Annotated in this window: 17 protein-coding genes; 13 read left to right on the top strand and 4 right to left on the bottom strand. The window is 40.4% G+C overall.

The features are described from left to right. Positions 1 to 59 precede the first annotated feature (59 nt). The 8 genes from EXE29_RS06065 (at position 60) to EXE29_RS06100 (ending at position 11,311) form a co-directional block, all read left to right on the top strand. Entirely contained in the window at positions 60 to 1,085 is a 1,026-nt protein-coding gene (locus EXE29_RS06065) for a methionine ABC transporter ATP-binding protein (protein ID WP_106985470.1), read from the top strand. Continuing rightward, positions 1,082 to 1,777, top strand: a complete 696-nt coding sequence (locus tag EXE29_RS06070) for a methionine ABC transporter permease (protein ID WP_106985464.1) — start codon at positions 1,082 to 1,084, stop codon at positions 1,775 to 1,777. Before EXE29_RS06065 ends, EXE29_RS06070 begins: the two co-directional genes overlap by 4 nt. A 297-nt stretch (positions 1,778 to 2,074) precedes the next feature. Then, positions 2,075 to 2,752, top strand: a complete 678-nt coding sequence (locus EXE29_RS06075; protein WP_228198719.1) for a hypothetical protein — start codon at positions 2,075 to 2,077, stop codon at positions 2,750 to 2,752. A 128-nt stretch (positions 2,753 to 2,880) separates the two neighbouring features. Then, positions 2,881 to 6,453: a DNA polymerase III subunit alpha gene (gene dnaE, locus EXE29_RS06080; RefSeq protein WP_106985462.1), complete on the top strand. Its 3,573-nt coding sequence runs from the start codon at positions 2,881 to 2,883 to the stop codon at positions 6,451 to 6,453. A gap of 57 nt (positions 6,454 to 6,510) precedes the next feature. Next, positions 6,511 to 7,347 carry an RNA methyltransferase gene (locus EXE29_RS06085; RefSeq protein WP_106985461.1) on the top strand — a complete coding sequence of 279 codons (837 nt, stop codon included), beginning with the start codon at positions 6,511 to 6,513 and terminating at the stop codon, positions 7,345 to 7,347. After that, on the top strand, positions 7,347 to 8,156 hold the full coding sequence (gene cysE, locus EXE29_RS06090; protein WP_106985460.1) for a serine O-acetyltransferase: 810 nt from the start codon (positions 7,347 to 7,349) through the stop codon (positions 8,154 to 8,156). The genes EXE29_RS06085 and cysE overlap by 1 nt, the downstream gene beginning before the upstream one ends. Before the next feature lie 120 nt (positions 8,157 to 8,276). Further along, entirely contained in the window at positions 8,277 to 9,194 is a 918-nt protein-coding gene (locus tag EXE29_RS06095) for an ABUW_2363 family tetratricopeptide repeat lipoprotein (RefSeq protein WP_106985459.1), read from the top strand. Between the two features lie 122 nt (positions 9,195 to 9,316). Further along, positions 9,317 to 11,311, top strand: coding sequence for an alpha/beta hydrolase (locus EXE29_RS06100; protein WP_120364221.1), 1,995 nt, complete (start codon positions 9,317 to 9,319; stop codon positions 11,309 to 11,311). 69 nt (positions 11,312 to 11,380) lie between these two features. On the opposite strand, the gene EXE29_RS06105 is transcribed toward EXE29_RS06100, so the two are convergent. Beyond that, positions 11,381 to 12,142 carry an iron-containing redox enzyme family protein gene (locus EXE29_RS06105; RefSeq protein ID WP_106985458.1) on the bottom strand — a complete coding sequence of 254 codons (762 nt, stop codon included), beginning with the start codon at positions 12,140 to 12,142 and terminating at the stop codon, positions 11,381 to 11,383. Positions 12,143 to 12,469: 327 nt separating this feature from the next. Between EXE29_RS06105 and EXE29_RS06110 the strand changes: the two genes are divergently transcribed. The 5 genes from EXE29_RS06110 to EXE29_RS06130 all read left to right on the top strand — a co-directional run bounded on the left by EXE29_RS06110 (position 12,470) and on the right by EXE29_RS06130 (position 18,831). Continuing rightward, complete coding sequence (locus EXE29_RS06110; RefSeq protein ID WP_106985457.1) at positions 12,470 to 13,687, top strand: GGDEF domain-containing protein; 1,218 nt, start codon at positions 12,470 to 12,472, stop codon at positions 13,685 to 13,687. A 312-nt stretch (positions 13,688 to 13,999) separates the two neighbouring features. Further along, positions 14,000 to 16,630 (top strand): DNA mismatch repair protein MutS, encoded by a 2,631-nt coding sequence (gene mutS / locus EXE29_RS06115; protein WP_117006960.1) that lies wholly within the window; start codon positions 14,000 to 14,002, stop codon positions 16,628 to 16,630. A 215-nt stretch (positions 16,631 to 16,845) separates the two neighbouring features. Beyond that, positions 16,846 to 17,169: a ferredoxin FdxA gene (gene fdxA, locus EXE29_RS06120; RefSeq protein WP_106985455.1), complete on the top strand. Its 324-nt coding sequence runs from the start codon at positions 16,846 to 16,848 to the stop codon at positions 17,167 to 17,169. A 143-nt stretch (positions 17,170 to 17,312) separates the two neighbouring features. Then, entirely contained in the window at positions 17,313 to 18,032 is a 720-nt protein-coding gene (locus EXE29_RS06125; protein ID WP_120364179.1) for a D-Ala-D-Ala carboxypeptidase family metallohydrolase, read from the top strand. A gap of 133 nt (positions 18,033 to 18,165) precedes the next feature. After that, on the top strand, positions 18,166 to 18,831 hold the full coding sequence (locus EXE29_RS06130; RefSeq protein WP_106985453.1) for an O-methyltransferase: 666 nt from the start codon (positions 18,166 to 18,168) through the stop codon (positions 18,829 to 18,831). 154 nt (positions 18,832 to 18,985) lie between these two features. Here the strand turns inward: EXE29_RS06130 and EXE29_RS06135 are convergent, their stop codons facing one another. From EXE29_RS06135 to EXE29_RS06145, 3 genes are all read right to left on the bottom strand, one after another. After that, positions 18,986 to 19,828, bottom strand: a complete 843-nt coding sequence (locus EXE29_RS06135) for a universal stress protein (protein ID WP_117007023.1) — start codon at positions 19,826 to 19,828, stop codon at positions 18,986 to 18,988. Positions 19,829 to 19,951: 123 nt separating this feature from the next. After that, positions 19,952 to 20,569, bottom strand: a complete 618-nt coding sequence (locus EXE29_RS06140) for an acyltransferase (RefSeq protein ID WP_117006961.1) — start codon at positions 20,567 to 20,569, stop codon at positions 19,952 to 19,954. After that, complete coding sequence (locus EXE29_RS06145) at positions 20,562 to 21,161, bottom strand: IMPACT family protein (protein ID WP_106985450.1); 600 nt, start codon at positions 21,159 to 21,161, stop codon at positions 20,562 to 20,564. The genes EXE29_RS06140 and EXE29_RS06145 overlap by 8 nt, the downstream gene beginning before the upstream one ends. Positions 21,162 to 21,171 lie beyond the last annotated feature (10 nt).

A 21,171-nucleotide genomic window follows, 5' to 3' on the forward strand; every position in this document is an offset into this window, starting at 1 on the left:
ACATCTAAACAGGCAAATTTACTTTGCCTGTTTTTCTTTTATTTAAAGCTTTTGACGATATGATTCAATTTAAAGACATTTCTAAGCACTTTGAGCTTAAAGGTCAAACTGTTAAGGCGCTGGATCAAATCAATCTTGAGATTCCGGCTGGCTGTATTTTTGGTCTGATTGGCTACAGCGGTGCAGGCAAAAGTACGCTTATTCGCCTAATCAACCTTTTGGAACGCCCAAGCCAAGGGCAAATCTTTATTAACAATAAAGATTTTACTGCCTTAAGTGCTTCTGAATTACGCCAAGAACGTACCAACATTGGTATGATCTTCCAGCATTTCAATTTACTGCAAACCAAAACCGTTGCAGAAAATATTGAACTCCCCCTCAAATTATTGGGTGTTTCTAAAGCTGAACGTCAAAAACGCTTAGAAGAATTACTCGAATTTATTGATCTTACACACAAGAAAAATGCCTACCCAGATGAACTTTCTGGCGGTCAAAAACAACGTGTCGGGATTGCCCGTGCGCTTGCTAATCATCCTAAAATTTTATTATGTGATGAAGCAACCTCTGCACTAGATCCGCAAACCACTCAGTCTGTTTTAGCTTTATTAAAAAAGATTAATCAAGAGCAAGGCATTACCATTGTCATGGTGACCCATGAAATGGATGTGATTGAAAGTGTTTGTGACTATGTCGCGGTGATGGAACAAGGTAAAGTCATTGAAATGGGCTCTACATTGGACATTTTCAGCCAACCACAGCACCCAACTACCCGCACCTTTATTCAAACTGTACTGCAGCAACAATTGCCGATTAACATCTTGAATAATCTTGAAAATAAAAATCATAATAGTATTTATTGCTTAAAATTTTTAGGCAGTTCTGCTCAAGAAACTGTTATTCAAGCCGTGATTAAAACCTTTGATGTCAGCCTAAATATTCTATTTGCCAACATGACTGAAATTAATGGTTCTGTAATTGGACAAATGTTTATTCAATTACTTGGCGATGCAAGTCAAATTCAGCAAGCCCTACAGTTCCTTGAAAATAGTGGTGTACAAGTTGAACAATCAGGAGTCCAAGCATGAGAGATATGATTGTTCAATGGCTCACTGAAGTAACGGCTCCTTTTTGGAAAAGTTCACTTTCAATTGATCAGTTTGTAACAGCACTGCAAGAAACCTTCCACATGGTGTTTTTTGCCATGTTGTTTGGTTGTATTTGGGGCTTTATTCAAGCCATTATTTTATTTGTGACTCGCCCTACAGGTATTTTACCTAACCGCGTGGTCTATCATGGCCTTAACCCGATTGTAAATGCGCTACGTTCTTTGCCCTTTATTATCTTGTTAATTGCGGTCATTCCATTAACCAAAGTGATTGTGGGCACTTCGATCGGTACGTGGGCAGCCATTGTTCCGTTGACGATTTATGTCGGCCCTTATATTGGTCGTTTAATTGAGACTTCTTTACTTGAAGTAAATGAAGGGATTATCGAATCTGCTCAAGCGATGGGTGCGACACCATTACAAATTATTTTTAAATTTGTACTGCCTGAATCACGTAGTTCGCTCATTTTAAATCTTACAACAGCCACCATTAGTTTAATTGGTGCAACTGCTATGGCAGGTGCTGTAGGTGCTGGCGGTATTGGTGATTTGGCCATTTCTTATGGTTATCAACGCTTCGATACCAGCGTGGTGATTTTGACCGTTATCGTCCTATTAATCTTGGTGCAGATTGTGCAAAGTTTGGGTGACTGGCTATCTAAAATGCGTTAAGCCGTCAGCCCTTGCATTTTAAAACCCTCTTCGGAGGGTTTAATTTTGTCGATATTATTTTATTCTTTCAGAATTTATGTAAAATTAGAAAAAATATCACTCACCCCTCACTTAAATCACTATAAATACATGAATTATAAAATAATAAATCCGAATTCCGCGAAGACTTCAAAAACAAATATATTTCAAGACCTGAGCAAAAATATATCATTTTTCTGCCATTTTCATGTTTATGCCTAAAGTCCAAAATTCCTTCAATGAATGAATCAATAGACCTAACATAAATAGACTTATGCTTTGAAACACCTACCCAACAAAATTAAAAAAAGGACAGTTATGCGACTCACCTATCAACTCTTTCCAGCACTCATTATTGGTTCAACCATTTGCACAACAATTTCTGCCTCAATCGCTGACTATAATTATGTCACCAGTATTCAAGTCAATGGCGAAGATTTAGCATCACCTGTAACTGCAGCAAAAGCAAATGTTCTAATCGGCAAAAATCCCGTCAGACTCAAGTATGAATATTCTGATTGTACGGGTAATACCGAATTCCACGCATCAACCCAAGCTAAGTTTTTAAGGTTTGAAATTTATGCTGAGGATAATCCTCAAATTAAAAATGAATCATTTTATAAAAATAAAAACAGTTTTACCCAATTAGGTCAAACCAAAGGAAAGGTTTGGATGGAATGGAGTAATAGCTCTCAAATCTACGATAAAATTCAAATGGGTCAAATTTCTATTACGCCCCGATATACCTTTCAGCAATTTCAAAAAGATTTTCCCAAGAGCGCAAAATTAGCCAATTCAAATGAAATCGCTTATGTCATTTTACTCCCACCCCAAAAGGCTAAAAGGGTTTTAAAAGAACCGCAAAACTATGATTTACCCTATATAAGCAACTTAGCTTTTAATTTTAAAAATGGAAAATTAAGCGCATTTTCAATTAATCAAGGAGTTGCTTGCTGAACACCAACTTCGATCTGCGTTTATTGCGTAAACAGTGAACCGATAAAACTGTAGAAAGCCATGCAATAAACGTAAGTTTCACTCTAGAGCATGCTAAAATAATCAGCTGTTTTCGCTGGGACTCATCTATGCACTTTGTACATCTTGGTATTTATACAGAATTTTCAATCACCGAATCTATTGTACGTATACCTGATCTAGTAAAAGCTGCAGCTGCAGATGAAATGCCAGCCTTGGCCCTTACAGACCTGTCCAATTTACATGCATCTGTTAAATTCTATAAAAAATGTTTAGACAAAGGCATTAAGCCAATTTTTGGCTCTACCCTTCGTTTAAATGATGCAGAGCATCGTGTTAGCTTATTGGCCATGAGCAAAAAAGGTTGGCGTAGCCTGACAGAATTAGTCTCTGAAGGCTATATTCGTGGCCAACAACTTGATATTCCTTGCGTACAAAAAGACTGGATTTTAGAGCAACACGACGATTTAATCGTTTTGCTTGGCCAGCACAGTGATGTCGGCAAAATGCTCATGACATCCAATCCGCAAAAAGCCGAGCCTTTACTGGAAGAATGGATTTCAAAATTTGGCAATCGTGTTTATTTAGCCTTAACACGTACCAATCGTTCGGGTGAAGAAGACTTTATTCAAGAAGCTGTAAAACTCGCAAAAAAATACAATATTGGCGTAGTTGCACATAATGATGTGCACTTCATTACAGCCGAAGACTTTGAAGCACATGAAGCGCGTGTATGTATTGCCGATGGTTATGTTTTAGGAGACAGCCGTCGCCCTAAAAACTACAGCCCAGACCAATATTTCAAAACTGCAGCGGAAATGACGGAGTTATTTGCCGACATCCCAACTGCCATTGAAAACACGTTTTATATTGCTCAGCGTTGTAATGTCACACTCCGCTTAGGTTTCCATGACCTTCCAGATTACCCAATTCCAGATGGTCACACCATCGACACTTATTTTGCACACTTGTGTGAAGTCGGCTTAGATGAACGCCTAGAATTCCTCTACCCACTCGCACAACGTGGCGATGATTGGGCAGACATTCGCAAGCCTTACGATGAACGTCTGGCGTTTGAAATTAAAATTATTTTAGACATGGGATTCCCTGGCTACTTCCTGATTGTCATGGACTTCATTCAATGGTCTAAAGGAAATGGCGTACCTGTAGGCCCGGGGCGTGGTTCAGGTGCCGGCTCATTGGTTGCCTATAGTTTAAAAATTACCGACCTTGATCCACTGCGTTATGACCTACTATTCGAACGTTTCTTAAACCCAGAGCGTGTATCGATGCCCGATTTCGACGTCGATTTCTGTATCGCAGGTCGTGACCGTGTCATTGACTATGTAGCACGTACTTATGGACGTGATGCAGTATCGCAAATTGCAACCTTTGGTACGATGGCGGCCAAAGGTGCGATTCGTGACGTGGCACGTGTCTTGGGTAAATCTTACGGTTTGGCCGATCGAATCTCTAAGCTCATTCCAACGAAACCTTTGGGCTTGAGCTTAGAAGAATCAATTGAAGCTGAGCCACAGCTTAAAGATGTGGTGACCAATCCTTCTAACCCAGATTTTGATGATGCATCAGAAATTTGGGAAATGGCGCTTAAACTCGAAGGGATTACACGTAACACGGGTAAACACGCAGGTGGTGTGGTTATTGCACCAACCAAACTAACTGACTATTCAGCGGTTATGTGTGATGCCGATGGTACTGCCCGTGTTGCCCAATTTGATAAAGACGATGTTGAGTCCGCAGGTTTAGTTAAGTTCGACTTTTTGGGTCTACGAAACCTGACCGTAATTGAAGATGCCATTAAGCATATTAATGCACGTCCAGATATTACTGATCCAATCGACATTTCTTATATTCCACTAGACGACCCAGATGCATACGCTGTGTTTGCCGATGCAAACACGACCGCGGTATTCCAGTTTGAATCCGTCGGTATGAAAAAAATGCTGAAGGAAGCGCGTCCAAGCAAATTTGAAGAAATTATTGCCTTCGTGTCGCTGTATCGTCCAGGCCCAATGGATCTGATTCCAGACTTTATTTTCCGTATGCACGGCGGTGAGTTTGAATACTTACATCCATTGCTCGAAAAAGTACTCGAACCGACTTACGGCATTATGGTGTATCAAGAACAGGTAATGCAGGCAGCACAGTTCTGTGCTGGCTATACACTTGGTGGCGCCGATTTACTCCGCCGTGCCATGGGTAAGAAAAAACCCGAAGAAATGGTAAAACAGCGTCAAATCTTTATTGAAGGTGCGGCGCTTAAAGACATCGATACAGATACAGCCAACCATATCTTCGACTATATGGAAAAATTCGCAGGCTATGGTTTTAACAAATCACATGCTGCAGCTTATGCCCTTGTTGCTTATCAAACAGCATGGTTAAAAGCACACTATCCTGCAGAGTTTATGTCTGCAGTAATGACTTCGGAAATGCAAAACACCGACAACGTGGTGTTCTTAATTGATGACTGTCGTAGCAATAAACTGGAAGTATTACCACCTTCAGTCAATATGTCTTTGTATAATTTCCATGCCAGTGACCCACAAACGATTGTCTATGGTTTAGGCGCAATCAAAGGTGTGGGTGAAGCCGCAATGCAATCCGTGATTGACTCACGCAAGCAAGAAGGCCCATATCGCGACTTATTTGATTTCTGTCATCGTATTGATTTAAAGAAAATTAATAAGCGCACCTTAGAAGCACTCATTCGCGCAGGTGCACTCGACTGCTTAGGCATAGAACGCTCAAGCCTCATGGCACAATTGCCAGAAGCCGTGCAAGCAGCCGAACAAGCACGCTCAAACCGAGAAACTGGCATTATGGACTTATTTGGCGAAGTTGAAGAAGTTCAACGTAAGCCTGCTAAGCCTGTAAAACCTTGGTCGGATGAAGTTCGCTTAAAAGGTGAAAAAGACACACTTGGTCTTTACCTGACTGGCCACCCGATCGATGTTTATCGTCCTGAATTGAAATCATTTATTTCACAGCGCATTAATGAACTTACGCCTACACGTCGTGGTGTCACCACAGTATTTGCAGGTCTCGTGGTCGATGTAGCCAACTTCCCAAATCGCATGATGATTACCTTGGATGACGGCACAGCACGAATTGAAGTTTCAGCAAATCACGAACGCTTCCAACGCTTTAAAGATATTGTTCAAAATGAAAAAGTCGTCGTCATTGAAGGCGAAATCTATGAACGCGAAGGTTATGATCGTCCTATGGGCCGTTTAACCAAAGCCTTTAGCTTAAATGAAATTCGCCAAAAGCGTGCCAACAGTATTCAGATTACTTTAGACAAAGAGCACCTGAGTGCTACCCTGAGCAAAGACATGCAAAACATTTTGCATCCTTATTGCAATGTCGATATGTCTACCCACATCCCTGTGCATTTATTGGTCGACTTTGACTATGCCAGCGCAGAACTGCATTTGGGCATAGACTGGAAAGTTGCACCGCTTGATGAGCTTTTATCAAAGCTACGTGATTATTTTGGTAAAGCATCTTTGCATATCGAATACCATGTGAAATCAAAAGCAGCCAAAGCCGTCAGCTATGAGCAAGCTCAGCCAGTACAAATTCCGCCCCCACCGTCAAATATGACGATGGATGATGCGATGGATCAATATCAGGCTGAAACGATGAATCAATTTTCATAAGCTTTACTGCCATTCACAGCAAAATTTAAATGTTTAATTATTTAATTTGGAACAATAATGAGTCAAATTGACAATGCAGCTGTTTCAGCGCATCTCTCCCATGTCCGCATCGTTATGGTAAACACCACTTTACCTGCCAATATTGGTAGTGCCCTTCGTGCTATGAAAACGATGGGCTTAGTAAAGTTGGTTTTAGTCGCACCTAAAACCTACCCACATCCTGACATTGATGCTTTGGCTGCTGGCGCAACCGATTTAATTGAACAAATTGAAATTGTTGAAACCTTAGAAGATGCGATCAAAGACTGTCATATTGTATTTGGTACCAGCGCACGTAGTCGCACCATTCCTTGGCCATTACTGGATGCACGTCCTGCAGCAGAATTATCACTGAAAGCTGTAGCCACCCAACAACAAGAAGTGGCTGTCATCTTTGGTCGTGAAGACCGCGGTCTAACCAATGAAGAATTGGCGATGGCGAACTACCATGTCACCATTCCAGTAAACACCGATTACGGCGTACTGAATGTTGCACAAGCAATTCAAGTGATTTGTTATGAAATGCGGATGGCAGCCATGGAATTTACTGCTAAAATTGCAGATCCAGAAGCCAAAATGCATGTGACAGATGATGTTGATATGCAATGGGATGAGCCACTGGTAACACATGAGCAAATGGAACAGTTTTACCCGCATATTGAAAAAATGCTGGCAGACATTGAATTTATGGACCCAAAAAATCCACGCTTATTGCCTTTGCGTTTGCGTCGTTTATTTGGCCGAATTCAATTAGACCGTATGGAATATCATTTGCTCCGTGGTATTTTTAGCCGTGTACAAGCACTCAATAATGGCACATGGAAAAAATCAAAAAATGATGAGGATCAACACTAATGCTTAAACAGCTCCAAGAGGATATACAAGCTGTATTTGCGCGCGATCCTGCCGCTCGCAATACACTTGAAGTCTTAACCACCTACCCAGGTATTCACGCACTCATTATGCACCGCGTTGCACATGAACTGTGGAAAAAAGACTGTAAAGGCTCAGCACGCTTACTTTCCTCTTTTAGTCGTTTTGCAACTGGTATTGAAATTCATCCTGGCGCTAAAATTGGTAGACGCTTTTTTATCGACCATGGCATGGGTGTCGTGATTGGTGAAACAGCTGAAATTGGCGATGATGTTACCCTTTATCATGGTGTTACCCTAGGCGGTACAACATGGAACAAGGGTAAACGTCACCCAACCTTAGAAGATGGTGTTGTGATTGGTGCAGGGGCAAAAATCCTTGGGCCATTTACTGTGGGTAAAAATGCCAAAGTCGGCTCAAATGCTGTGGTGACCAAAGAAGTTCCACCAGAAACGACAGCTGTGGGCAGTCCTGCACGTTTTATTACCAAAGACAAATCAAAAGACGACAAAGAAGCGCGTCGCAATAACTACGCCGAAAGCATTGGTTTCCAAGCTTATGCCACCACACAGGATCAGTCAGATCCAATCTTAGATGGTATGCGCGTGTTATTGGAGCGGATTCAGCTAAATGAACAGCGCATGAACTCCTTGTGCCATCGCTTATCTTTGCTTGATCCGAGCTTTAAAACACAGGCTTTAGATGAACAGCCCTTCAGTGAAGAAGAGTTAAAAATCATTGAAGAAGCACGACGTGAGTGTGAAGCACAAAGTAAACAATCAAAAGCCTAGCTTTACAGCAAATGATCAGGAAGGATCAAGTTGCTGGCTTGCATGTTCGCCAGACTTTAAATAGACTGGCGAATATGCAATTGATGAACATTTTAAAATAATTTAAATGGAAGATTTCTTATGATGCTTAAGCCCTTGGCAGTTGCTTGTCTTGCTTTAACCCTTGCTGCATGTGGAAGCGCACCAACCAATAAAAATAATAATGTACCTAAAGGTTCAATGGTGTTTGTAGAACCTGAACTTACACCACCATTCTATGCACTTAATCCATTTAATTATGATGCACCACCTCCATTTGAAATCAATCTACAAAAAGCTGCGGCGCAACCCGTAACAAAAATGAATGTTAATCTAGCAAGCGATCCATCAAAAACATTAACGCTAGATACCAATCGTTTAATTATTCCAACCGTCAACAGCAAAGTACGCACAATGAAATATGCAGTCCTTGCTGGTGACAACGAAATTGACATCACAGAAATTGATGATTTCTTACAATTAGTAGAAGGCAAAGCACGCCACTATCCACCACGTTTTGTGCAACGTAATGAACGCAAAGGTTTTGAGTTAAAACTTAAACAAGTGACTCAGCAACTTGATACGCTAGCATCAAAAGATAATGCTTCTTTTGACATTCTAGTTCGCGCATTCAAAGCAAGCGTTATGGCACGTAACCTAGACTTAGGTTCTGTTTACACCACTAAATCATTAAACTATGCACAGCGTATTTTAAAAATTAACAAAGATGATGCCGAAGCAAACTTCTGGTTTGGTTTTGGTTTATCTGAAGGTGGCGGTCAACGCGAAGCAATTCCATACCTAGACAAAGCAATGAAAGCTGGCGTACAAGAAGCTTATCTTTCTGCAGCTAACAACTACATCGCAATGGAACAAAAGAAAAATGCTGTTCAAATCTTGCGTAATTACAAAATTAAATACCCTCAAGAAGCTGACGTAGCTGACCGCTTGATTCAAGAAATTGAAAAGCAAGGTCGCTGGAATGTGTGGCAAGTATTGAACCCACCAAAAGCGGGTTAATCTATATTGTTAAAAATAGGCCATTTTTGGCCTATTTTTATTTATGGCGAATTGAAAAAAATTCAACTTGCAGTATGATTTAAAATAATTCCCCTCAAAATCGCATGAAGATGCAGCATAAAATGAATAAATTACTGCTCGGCGTATTATTAACAACTTCTTTACTGTCTGGCTGTCAGGTCGTCAGCGTGAAGAACCAAGCCTTAAATGTCAGTATTGCTAATGAACGTGACAGTATTTTGTCACGCAGTAAACTCAGTGAAGCAACACTCAACGTTTTGTCTATGAGTGGACGTGAAGCCAAAAGCTGTACCGACACACCAGAACAATGTATTGGTGAAATTAAAAAAATCCCCCAAATACAAGATGAGCAAATTTACTCTGCAGCCAGTGAACTCTATTTAGCAAAAGCTATCGCACTTGGTGATTCTTCTGCCTGTAAGTCTAGTGTGCTGTCTAGTACCCGTTCAGAAGAAAAAAAGGCCATTGAAAAGCAAAATTTACAGAACTGTGTAATAGAACAAATGAATATGCTCGATCGTAGCATTCGTTATAGCTATGCCTATATGTTCAAAACCCAGCGTGCGCCACAAGACCGTATTTTTGACAACAGACAAGTTCAAATCCGCGATTTCTATAATCAAGGAATTGCAAAACTCGTTGGACTGTATACCACCTACCATGCTCAAGCTGAGGCTGTTACACAAATTCAAGTAGGGAAAAGTCGCTATCGTATCGATTACAGCCATTATGCTGGCCTACAAAACAGCAAAGTTGAGCAGTTAATGTCAACTTATAATCTTAACTTCTCTGGCTTACGCTCTATCACCCGCCGAGATGGTTTTGGTGCCGAGTTCTTAATTGTGTTACCTGAAGATAAAAAACCTGAAGGAACTAAAAACAAATACATTATTAATCCAATGGATTATAAATATCCAAATAACATTAACCCCAACATCAATACGGCGCGTTATCTGGCTGCCACCTTGACCGCAGAACCCCTACAAGGCAACTCCATTGATGCTATTTTAAATAGCCCAGATTTCGTGATTAAGGTTTACGATCCTTATAAATATGAAACACTGAATGTTGCATCCAAAAACTACCCATTGGCGGCCAATTTCTCAGCACCCTATGGTTTATGGTTAGCAGAAAATAACCTCGGTAAAGCCGCCTATTTATCGCTAATTGACCGTGATGAAAATATCACGATGCCACAACTCTATATGTTAGAACCCTACAATCCAGATAAAAAAGTGATTGTATTGGTACACGGTCTAGCCAGTAGTCCAGAAGCATGGATCCGCCTGACCAACGATATTATGGGAGATAATGTTTTAAGGGAGCATTATCAAGTCTGGCAAGTGTTCTATTCCACAAATATGCCAATTATTGAAAGTCGCTTCCAAATTTATGCACTTCTAACCCAAGCTTTTGCAAGAGTCGATCTTAAAAGTACGGCAAAAAAAGATGCAGTTTTAATTGGTCATAGTATGGGAGGTATTATTGCGCGTCTTTTAGTGAGTGACGCAGATATTAGCAATGAAGCACTCAAAAAAATGAGCTCTCGCCAGTTGCATCAATATCAAAAAATACCTGTAGTCAAACAACGCATGGTGATGAACGACATTCCTAACTTCAATCGTGCAATCTTTTTGGCATCACCGCACCGCGGAACAGACTATGCAGACCGCTGGTTTACCAAAGTTGCCCGTAAAGTGATTAAATTACCAGGCGCATTTCTATCTGCTTTTGCAGATGTACTGACGCAGGAAGAAGATTTGAAAGACTTGTTAAAACAAGTCGACCAAGGCTTAATACAAAATGGTCCAAGTGACTTAAGCCATAAATCAAACTTCATGCAACTTACAGACGATATCAATCCACGTCCAGGCTTAAAGTTTCACTCAATTATTGGCAATATTAGCGGTAGTAATGACCCAGCACTGATTACAGATGGCATTGTTCCTTATAAAAGTGCTCATTTAAACGGAGCCGTTTCTGAAGTGGTGTTAAAAGGTGGACATTCTATTCAAGAAACACCCGAAGCAGTACTCGAACTACGCCGTATTTTACGTCTACATTTAACAGAACTTGGCCTATATAAACCCAAATAGCCTATTGGATCGCAAATAAAAAAACCGATCTTTTGATCGGTTTTTTTATGTCGTAGCTTTAAGTATAAATTAATTTAGCTTCAAAGTTCGAGCCTGCACTTTACTGCATTCATCCAAAGCCAATTCATAATACGCCAACCCTTCTTTTACTGCACGTAGGGCTTGTTGTTGCAAGGCCGGCTTATTATCACAAATTCGTTTAATCAGCTCCATTGCTTCATAAGGATGTAAATCATCATAATGTGCATGCGCACGTAACCACGCAATGCTACGTTTATTAATATTAACTTCAGGATGATCTGTGTAGGCATTAATTCCAGCATACACTTTACCGCTCCAGTCGCCTGTCGCCCATTCAATTGCAAGATTGGTTGCAGCTAGGCTTTCAACCAGACTCCCTCGCGTATTGATATTCCACAAAAAGTGATTTACTGCATTCATTGCAGCTGTCGGTTGTACCTGATCTAGCTCTTCAACCGTTATACCAAAACCGCCAGCCCAGTCGCGATACCAGTTCAGATGACGCTCTTCAACTTTAATATTTTGAATTAGCCAATCACGCGCTTCTGTTACACCTGCATCTGAGAAATTGGTGGCTTTAGACAGCCCTAATCCCATGTAAGATGGAAAATGCGCCACCAATGGGTAAAACTGTAATAAAGCAAAACGGAAACTTTCGAGCGTTAACTGCCCATTGGCCATATCGTTAAAGAATGGGTGCTCACTAATTCTATTTTTATGTGGAATCAATTCATCCCAGAATTGCTGTGACCACGTGTTATGCGGTGTAATTTCTAGTTGGTTTTCGTAACCACGCACGACTGAAGTCATATCCCTGCCCTCATTTGATTTCTTATTGCGGATCTGTTTTCGATCATAATCCAAACACTAGATTAAACAAGGACATTTTCAGCTATTTTTGACCATTTATCGCTATATTTTTACTTTTAATCAGCAATAAATTCAATTTCAATCGCTTTCCATTAAGTAATTCACACTAATTTGATATGTTATGTTTTGTTTTGCTATTTTTTGCGCTTGTTAACTCAAGAAGCTTTATGTTAATACTAAGCATAAGTAATACATGAAGATAAAAAGGAGGTACGGAGCTGTACCCCGTACCTACAAATAAAATTAGTGTAAATTTGGCAGTATCCAATGAAACTATATGGGTCAAAACTTTTAAGTCGCGACAAAATTGAAGAAATTATTTCCAAAGGGCTTAATTATGTACATTTTTCACCCAGCCTAGAACAAGCCTACAGGCAACAATATCGAGCAGAGGCTGCTTATGAATTTCGCTTCCGCGCCCCTATTATCTTCTTTTTATATGCTTTCTTAAGTTATGGTATTTATCAAACCATTCAAAATGATCCCATTGTGTTTCGTTGGTTTGCGCTCTATTCATGGGTTGGCGTCATCGTCCTCTTTGCATGGATTCTGTCTTTTTTTAAATGTTTAAACCGTTATTTTGACCTCTATACAGGCTTTGGCTGTATGGGTGCGGTCACTATATCTTTTATGACTGTCACCATTATTGGTCATGGAAATGACAACTCACTATTACATGCAGCCATGATGTATGCCGTTGTGATCATTTATGGCTTTGTAGGGCTACGGTTTTATACAGCTCTCATTGCGGGCTGGGTCGGCGGTCTTATTGGGATTGCGGGTACACATTTTTTACAATATGACATTGATTGGACTTTTTTACACCGTACCTACACGTTTAGTAGCTTTTTAGGTATGTCTTTGGCATACGCGATTGACCGTCAGCACCGTGAAAACTATTTGCAAAACTGTATTATCGAGCTCAACAAATTAGAAATGGATGAGCAAGCTAAGCAACTTGAGCACCTTTCACAAATTGACTCTCTCACAGGATTAGCGAATCGTCGTCATCTATCGCTCATTCTGGATCAGCAATGGCGCTATGCAATACGACATCAAACCCCCATTAGCATACTCATGGTCGACATTGACTGCTTTAAAAATTATAACGATCACTTAGGGCATATTGCAGGTGATGAATGCCTACAGATCATTGCGAAAGAGCTTGATAATTTAAGCTCTCGTAGTAATGATTTGGCAGCCCGCTATGGCGGTGAAGAGTTTTTACTTCTTTTCCCAATGTTTGACGAAAAAAAAGTTGAAGCACTCGCTCGCATTTTAATTCAACGGATTCAAAAATTAGCCTTACCACACCCAGCGAGCCCGATTTCAAGCTTAGTGACCGTCAGTATTGGTATTGCCAGTACTATTCCAACGGTTGATCAAGACATGACTGCCTTTATTCAACAAGCAGACCAAGCGCTTTACTACGCTAAAACACACGGGCGCAACCAATATTTTATTGCGAAAAAAACGGCTGCCTAAGCATTAGCACATCATAACTTTGCATTGTATGAGGCACATCATCATACAATGCAAACGTGCACAACAAATCAATTATCACTCGCAGGAGTGAATGGTTTTTCACCCGCCATTCAAAGCACTCTATATTTCCCATAAAACGAGCATGTTGCTCTGTTTTGAATTTTGCTAAACTTGCACATTCGCTTTTGCGCTACAAATAAATGAAAAAGCCAATACAGTAATTGCACTAGCTGAGCAATGACTCCGCTGTACTGTACGCTACGTCATATTTGAGTTTGTACTCACTTTACAAAGGATGAAGGATTTTTTTCAATGACCAGTTCAGAACTTATGGCTGATCTTTCCAGCTTGACCCCAATGATGCAACAATACATGGGCGTCAAAATGCAGCACCCGCATTCATTAATGTTCTACCGTATGGGTGACTTTTATGAACTGTTCTTTGAAGATGCCCACAAAGCAGCCAAAATCTTAGGCATCACGCTTACACATCGTGGCAAAGCCAATGGTGAACCTATTCCAATGGCAGGCGTACCCTATCATGCTGCTGAAGGTTATTTAGCACGACTGGTTAAAAAAGGAGAAACCGTTGTAATTTGTGAACAGATTGGTGAAGTGACAGGTAAAGGCCCTGTAGAGCGCGGCGTTGTCCGTATTATTACACCAGGCACACTGACAGACGATGCGCTATTAACCGCACATCAAAGCTCAAACTTAGTGTCTTTATGCATCCAACAAAATCAAATTGGCATTGCACTGCTTGACTTGAGTGCTGGTATTTTTAAAGTACAGCAACTCGAATTTAATATCGAACAACTGAGCATTGAACTTTCACGTTTAATGCCAAGTGAAATTATTATTGATGAAAACGTCATTGACCAAAACATCATAGAGCAGACCAAACGCCAACTAGACTGCCCTGTAACTAAGCGCCCAAATGTCGATTTTAATCTGAACAATGCTCAAAAAACTTTATGCGACCAATTGGGTGTATCTACACTTTCAGGCTTTGGTATTGATCATTTACCTTTGGCAAAAGCGGCTGCAGCGGCGCTTATTCATTATGCCAAAGAGACTCAAAAAACCGCTTTGCCACATATTCGCTCAATTCAGTTAGAACAAAGCACAGACTTTATTGCGCTTGATCCAGTTACACGTCGTAATTTAGAACTGATTGAACCCTTATTTGAACATGGCACCTCGTTATTTCAATTGATTAATGACTGCCAAACTGCAATGGGCGGACGTCTACTCAGTCGAACGCTGATGCAACCACTTCGTGATACAGCTCTACTGGATGCCCGCCTCGATGCAACGCAGGCACTTTTACAAGGTTGCCATGAAGTGCCTACGCGTTTAGTACTTAAAGAGATTGGCGATATTGAACGCGTCCTCAGTCGAGTGGCCTTAGGCAGTGCACGCCCACGTGATTTGGTTCAACTACGTCAAGCCTGTGCACAAATCCCTTATTTGCGCCATGCCTTATTGCCACTGATCGAGCAAAAGCAATCTCAGCTTTTGCTTGAATTAAATACTGAGTTAGGTGATTTTCACGGTCTACATGAACGCCTTATGAGCGCTATTGTAGAGAATCCACCTGTACTGCTTCGTGATGGTAATGTGATCGCCGAAGGTTTTGATACCGAGCTAGATGAATTACGTAAAATTCGTGATCATGCTGGCCAGTACTTAATTGATCTCGAAATCCAAGAGCGTGCAAATACAGGAATTTCTACCTTAAAAATCGGCTATAACCGTGTCAGTGGTTATTATATTGAGCTCACACGGGCTCAAGCCGAACAAGCACCAGATCATTATATTCGTCGACAGACTTTAAAAAATGCTGAGCGTTATATCACCCCAGAGCTCAAATCTTTTGAAGACAAGGTTCTTTCTAGTGAATCACGTGCTTTGGCGCGTGAAAAAATGCTCTTTGAAATGCTACTCGAAGAGCTACGCCAAGATATTAGACACTTACAAATGATGAGCAGCGCCATTGCTCAAATTGATTTGTTGACCAACTTTGCTCATCAAGCCCGTTTGCGAAATTGGGCACGGCCAGAGTTTAGTCCTGAAATTGGTTTGCAAATTCAAGCAGGCCGTCATCCTGTGGTCGAAGCACTCAGCAAAGCTGCCTTCACCCCCAACGACACCAGTCTTGATTTCAATCACCGTATGGCCATTATTACAGGGCCAAATATGGGTGGTAAATCGACGTTTATGCGTCAAACGGCACTGATTGCTTTACTGGCCTACTGTGGTAGTTATGTTCCTGCAAAATCGGCGCTATTGGGTCCAATCGACCGTATCTTTACACGTATTGGCTCAGCAGATGATTTATCTACAGGCAAATCGACATTTATGGTGGAAATGACTGAAACTTCACAAATTTTGCACCACGCGACAAATCAGTCTTTGGTGCTCATGGATGAAGTAGGCCGTGGTACCAGCACTTATGATGGTCTATCTTTAGCATGGGCATGTGTAAATGATCTGACTAAGCGCATTAAATGCTTATGTTTATTTGCCACGCATTATTTTGAATTGACCGAACTGGGCAAAGAAGCTGCCATTGAAAACTTCCATGTTACAGCCAAGGAATTGAATGGTAATTTAATCTTGCTACATAAAGTACAACACGGCCCTGCAAGTCAGAGTCATGGCTTACAAGTGGCAAAATTAGCAGGTATTCCAAACAGTGTAATTAAAGATGCACAAAATCGTTTACATATTTTGGAAAAACAGCAGAAGCAACAGCTCAATCAAGGCGTACAAAATGACTTGTTTAGCGCGCTTGCAACGCCTGAAATTATAGAGCGTGTGGTCGAAGTTGAAGTAGCATCGCCTGCGCTTGAAATTCTTAAGAACTTAGATGTCGATAATCTCAGTCCCCGTGAGGCGTTACAACAACTCTATGCTTTAAAGGACCAACTCAAAGCCTAATTAATATGTAACAAAAACCTACGTATCTTCAAATGATCCGTAGGTTTTGCAGATGATTCTCATTACAGGCACTTTTCGATCAAATTGTTCAGTTTTTATCAAATTTAACAGCCTTGCATATAATAAATATCAATAAAAGGAATTGTTAGTTAGGGGTATTTTTGCCTAAAATACAGCATTAGTTATTAGAACCATATTTTTAGGTAGCTGTCGCCATGACCTTTGTTGTCACTGAAAACTGTATTAAATGTAAATATCAAGACTGCGTAGAAGTTTGCCCAGTAGACTGTTTCTATGAAGGTCCAAACTTCCTTGTAATTAATCCAGATGAATGCATTGACTGTGCACTATGCGAACCAGAGTGCCCTGCAAATGCTATTTTCTCTGAAGATGAGCTTCCAGAAGGTCAAGAAGTGTTCCTTGAGCTGAATACTGAACTTTCACAAAAATGGCCAAACATCACACAAATTGGTGATCAGCCAGCTGACCGTGAAGAGTGGAATGGTAAAACAGACAAATTACAATACTTAGAAAAGTAATCGTCCGTTACCAAGTCATAAAAAAGATCAGCCTCTGCTGATCTTTTTTATACCCAAAGCACACATTTGATTGCAATATTTTCCATTTTTTTCACTTAATTTGGATTAAAATAATAAGAGTTTATAAATAATTGTTTTCTATAATGAAGAATTTGATAAAGGGACTACTCGGTATTGTATTAGTCCCTATCGTTTTTGTTGGCTGTACATCTTCTCCTAAAAAAGGACAGATCATTACAGATCCATCAGGAAAACGTATTTTCATACCACAAGAGCGTGTTAGTTTTCAGCGCCCCATTCCTCCTAAAACTGTGCCCTATGCGTATAACAACTGGATTGCTGTTGCAGATCATTTACGTCGCGTGCGGGAATATGAAGTTTTTTTAGAAAAAAATGGCGTGGGAAATATTATTCCTAGCTTTGAATTAATGCGTACTGCGCGAGATTGGCAAAAATGTGGTCGAGAACAATACATGGTGCCCAGTCGTGAGCTTTGGGCCAATCAAATTCCAACGCTTCGTGTATTTAAATACTTAATCGCAGCCAACGTACTGACCGACTTTAGCGTGACCTCTGTATATCGTGACTTGCCTTTAAACCAATGTGCTGGTGGTACAAGTTCTTCACGTCACCTTTATAACTCAGCCATCGATTTCCGTATTGGCCCAGAATATCCGCAGCCAGAAGATTATGCATATATTGAAAACTCCAAATTCAAATTATGCCAATTCTGGTCACAACATGGACAAAGCCTAAATATGGGATTAGGTTTATATGCATCTGGGCAAATTCATATTGATACCCAAGGTTATCGTACCTGGGGGCCTGATTTAAGTAGTCGTAGCTCTATGTGTAATTACTAATGCATGACAATGTGATGATATAGCCTCTTCGGAGGCTATTTTTTTGTGTATATACGCAGAGATCCGCTTCAAAAAATTGCGCTTCAGCGGGAAAGGTTTAAAATGTCTGCATCAAAAATGAGGTGCTCAAGTTATGCAACAAATGTGGACAGACATTGATACGTATATCGATTCACATTTAATTCCAGAAGATCCTATTCTGACTCAAACTCTAAAACACACAGAAGAACGTGGCTTCCCAGACCACCTTGCTGTTGCACCCAATCAAGGGATGCTATTGCAAATGCTCATTCAAATGAACAAATGTAAACGTGTTTTAGAGCTTGGAACATTTGCGGCTTATAGCACAATGTGGCTGGCGCGTGCCCTACCTGAAGATGGTTATATTCTGACGATTGAAGGTCGTGATACACATGCAGCCTTAGGCCAAGAAAATATTGATCGTGCCAATTTAGCTCAAACCATTGAGCTTAAATGTGGTCGTGCTGCAGATATTTTACGTTCTCTACCTGATGACACTGAAGCCTTTGATTTTATTTTTATCGATGCTGACAAACAAAGCTATCCTGAATATTTAGAACTGAGTTTGAAGCTTTCACACTCAGGAACAATTATTGTATTAGACAATGTGATTCGTGCCGGTGAAATCTTAAATCCAGAAAATCATAAGCCTAGTATAGAAGGTATTCGCGACATGTTCCGCGCAATGCAAAACCATCCACGTTTATTATCAAGCACTGCTTTGCAAACAATTGGTAGCAAAGGCCATGACGGTTTTGCAATTGCAATTGTAAAATAACACAATTGTACAAAAAACAAACTTTTGTTTTTATTTATTTAAAAACATTAGCTTACAAATATTAGTCACAAAGTTATCCACAGTAAGTGAGGATAACTTTGGCTATTATTTATACCAAAAATTCAATAAATCACTCAATTCAATTAAATCAAGTTTACTTTACTACTAGCAAAGGAACTGTTGAGTTACGGAAAATTGTCGTCGTAATACTTCCCAAAAAGAATTGATGAATTTTACTGTGACTAAATGCACCTAATACAATCAGTTGAATCGCATGTTCTTGCTGATAAGACAAAATATTTTCAGCTACATCACCATAGCGATACTCCGTAACAACATCTAGTCCAGAATTTTTCAGATACTGCAAAGGTTCATTTAAAATTTCAGGGTGATCTCCAACGTAGAGTAAATGGCATTGCAATAAACGCAGTAAATCACTTTGTGCAATACGCTTCATGAGGTCTACACAAGTAGGTGAATATTCGTAGGCAAAAATAAACCGTGTTGGTGGTTTAAAGCTTGCACCTACCGTCATGACTGTGCATTTTGCACCACGGATGAAGTTTTCGACATTGCTCCCCATTGGCTTATTGCGTTCAGCAGAGCGCTCACCTACTCGACCAATGACGACAATATCGTCACTTCGGAGTTCCTGAAAGCTTTGTTCTAAAAAATCACCCTTGAGCTGAATATGTGCAGGTTGTAGGTCATGCTTTTCATGAATGAGTTCTGAAATGTGCTTAAGCAAGTTATTGCTATAATCTTGTGCCAATTCGCTTTGTTTTTGTTCTAGCTCTGCCAGCTCTTTAAGGAGCATTGCATTACTTTCAAAACCTATCACGCCACTGATTTCACCCAAGTGATAACTGGCTGGATAGTAGTCCAGCACTTGCAGTAACACCAGTTCACGCTGGGTTTGTTTGGCAATCCAAACGGCAGCTTCAGCCAATGCATTTATACACGGCGAAGAATCTATACAAGCAATAACACGCTTCATCATTAGCCTCTCTTGCTTCTTTTGGGCTATCTGTTGTTGTTATTTTTAAAGTATCACAAGTTTTTAAGACTGTGCAGGCTTTTGTGTATGATTTTCCTAGCTTGCACCCGCCTTTTTTCATGCTTAATCCCGAAAACGTATAAATTTCGCAGGATTTCCTCCCACGATCGTACGAGCTTCTATATCTTTGGTCACCATGCTATTCATACCAATCACGGCTTGTTCATGTATGGTCACACCATCTTTTATGCCCACATGCGCCCCAAGCCATACATCACGCCCTATTTCAATACCCTGCGAACGAACAGCTTGCTGATAAATAGGTTGCTCTAAATCCATACCATGGTCAAACGCATATAGATGGCTATAAGCAGCTATACGAACTTGGTCATGCAATTTAATCCCTGCTCGACCGCCATCTAAAATGCAATGGTGGTTAATGGCAACTTCGTTACCAATGTCCAATGGGCCATGCAAGGTACAGTCCGCTGCAATAAAGGTATTATCACCAATAATAATTTTACGGCCAGGTTCAGCAAAAATATGTGCCAACGGTGAAATAAAACAGTTTTTGCCAATTTCTACTGTTTCCATCTCCATCAGATAAGCTTGGTATTCTTGCTGCCATTGCTCTGCCCATACGCGGTTTTTCGGTTTTAAGCTCCAGTACAACCATGGCATATAATTTAAACGATGCTTATGCTGTTCACGATATTTCAGTAAAGGATCTTGCTCAGTCATTTTGTATGTCTTCAATCACTTTTAATTGCTCACGGCCTCGACTTACATCTTGAATTTTTAAAGTCAGTGGCTCAATTTGATGGACTTGCAACAGCGCAATGACGCTTACACCAGTTGCAGTATATTCTTCAGTATATTCAATTTGTTGCTGATTCAATTCGTATTGAAAAATTGCCCACTCATTAAACTGACAGCTGAAACTTACTTTTTTCTTTTCAATTAATTCAATTTTTTCTGCCAGTAGTAAGCACTGCCCAGCACAACCGCCATAAGCACGCACCAAGCCACCTGTGCCTAATTTGATGCCTCCATACCAACGATTGACTAAAACCAAAATATTGGTCAGCTCATTGCCTTCAATCGTGGCTAAAATTGGACGTCCTGCTGTACCCGAGGGTTCACCATCATCATTAAATCGTACATGATGACCAATTTTCCATGCCCAGCATTGATGTGTTGTACTCACATCTTTGTTTAATTCTAAAAAATCTTTAACGTCCTGTTCATTTTCAACAGGCACAGCAATCGCTTGAAAGCGACTTTTTTTAATGTCTTCTTCAAAGCTGACCTGACTGGCAATGGTAAATGGCATAACGTCTACA

Source organism: Acinetobacter sp. WCHAc060006, assembly GCF_004209135.1.
Classification (GTDB): domain Bacteria; phylum Pseudomonadota; class Gammaproteobacteria; order Pseudomonadales; family Moraxellaceae; genus Acinetobacter; species Acinetobacter cumulans.

Bases quoted from the DNA above. Each gene is read 5' to 3' on its own strand.
- EXE29_RS06070 (WP_106985464.1), top strand. From the start codon at position 1,082: ATGAGAGATATGATTGTTCAATGGCTCACTGAAGTAACGGCTCCTTTT.
- EXE29_RS06065 (WP_106985470.1), top strand. From the start codon at position 60: ATGATTCAATTTAAAGACATTTCTAAGCACTTTGAGCTTAAAGGTCAA.
- EXE29_RS06135 (WP_117007023.1), bottom strand. From the start codon at position 19,828: ATGAAGCGTGTTATTGCTTGTATAGATTCTTCGCCGTGTATAAATGCA.
- EXE29_RS06085 (WP_106985461.1), top strand. From the start codon at position 6,511: ATGAGTCAAATTGACAATGCAGCTGTTTCAGCGCATCTCTCCCATGTC.
- mutS (WP_117006960.1), top strand. From the start codon at position 14,000: ATGACCAGTTCAGAACTTATGGCTGATCTTTCCAGCTTGACCCCAATG.
- dnaE (WP_106985462.1), top strand. From the start codon at position 2,881: ATGCACTTTGTACATCTTGGTATTTATACAGAATTTTCAATCACCGAA.
- EXE29_RS06130 (WP_106985453.1), top strand. From the start codon at position 18,166: ATGCAACAAATGTGGACAGACATTGATACGTATATCGATTCACATTTA.
- EXE29_RS06105 (WP_106985458.1), bottom strand. From the start codon at position 12,142: ATGACTTCAGTCGTGCGTGGTTACGAAAACCAACTAGAAATTACACCG.
- EXE29_RS06095 (WP_106985459.1), top strand. From the start codon at position 8,277: ATGATGCTTAAGCCCTTGGCAGTTGCTTGTCTTGCTTTAACCCTTGCT.
- EXE29_RS06110 (WP_106985457.1), top strand. From the start codon at position 12,470: ATGAAACTATATGGGTCAAAACTTTTAAGTCGCGACAAAATTGAAGAA.
- EXE29_RS06145 (WP_106985450.1), bottom strand. From the start codon at position 21,161: ATGCCATTTACCATTGCCAGTCAGGTCAGCTTTGAAGAAGACATTAAA.
- cysE (WP_106985460.1), top strand. From the start codon at position 7,347: ATGCTTAAACAGCTCCAAGAGGATATACAAGCTGTATTTGCGCGCGAT.
- fdxA (WP_106985455.1), top strand. From the start codon at position 16,846: ATGACCTTTGTTGTCACTGAAAACTGTATTAAATGTAAATATCAAGAC.
- EXE29_RS06100 (WP_120364221.1), top strand. From the start codon at position 9,317: ATGAATAAATTACTGCTCGGCGTATTATTAACAACTTCTTTACTGTCT.
- EXE29_RS06140 (WP_117006961.1), bottom strand. From the start codon at position 20,569: ATGACTGAGCAAGATCCTTTACTGAAATATCGTGAACAGCATAAGCAT.
- EXE29_RS06125 (WP_120364179.1), top strand. From the start codon at position 17,313: ATGAAGAATTTGATAAAGGGACTACTCGGTATTGTATTAGTCCCTATC.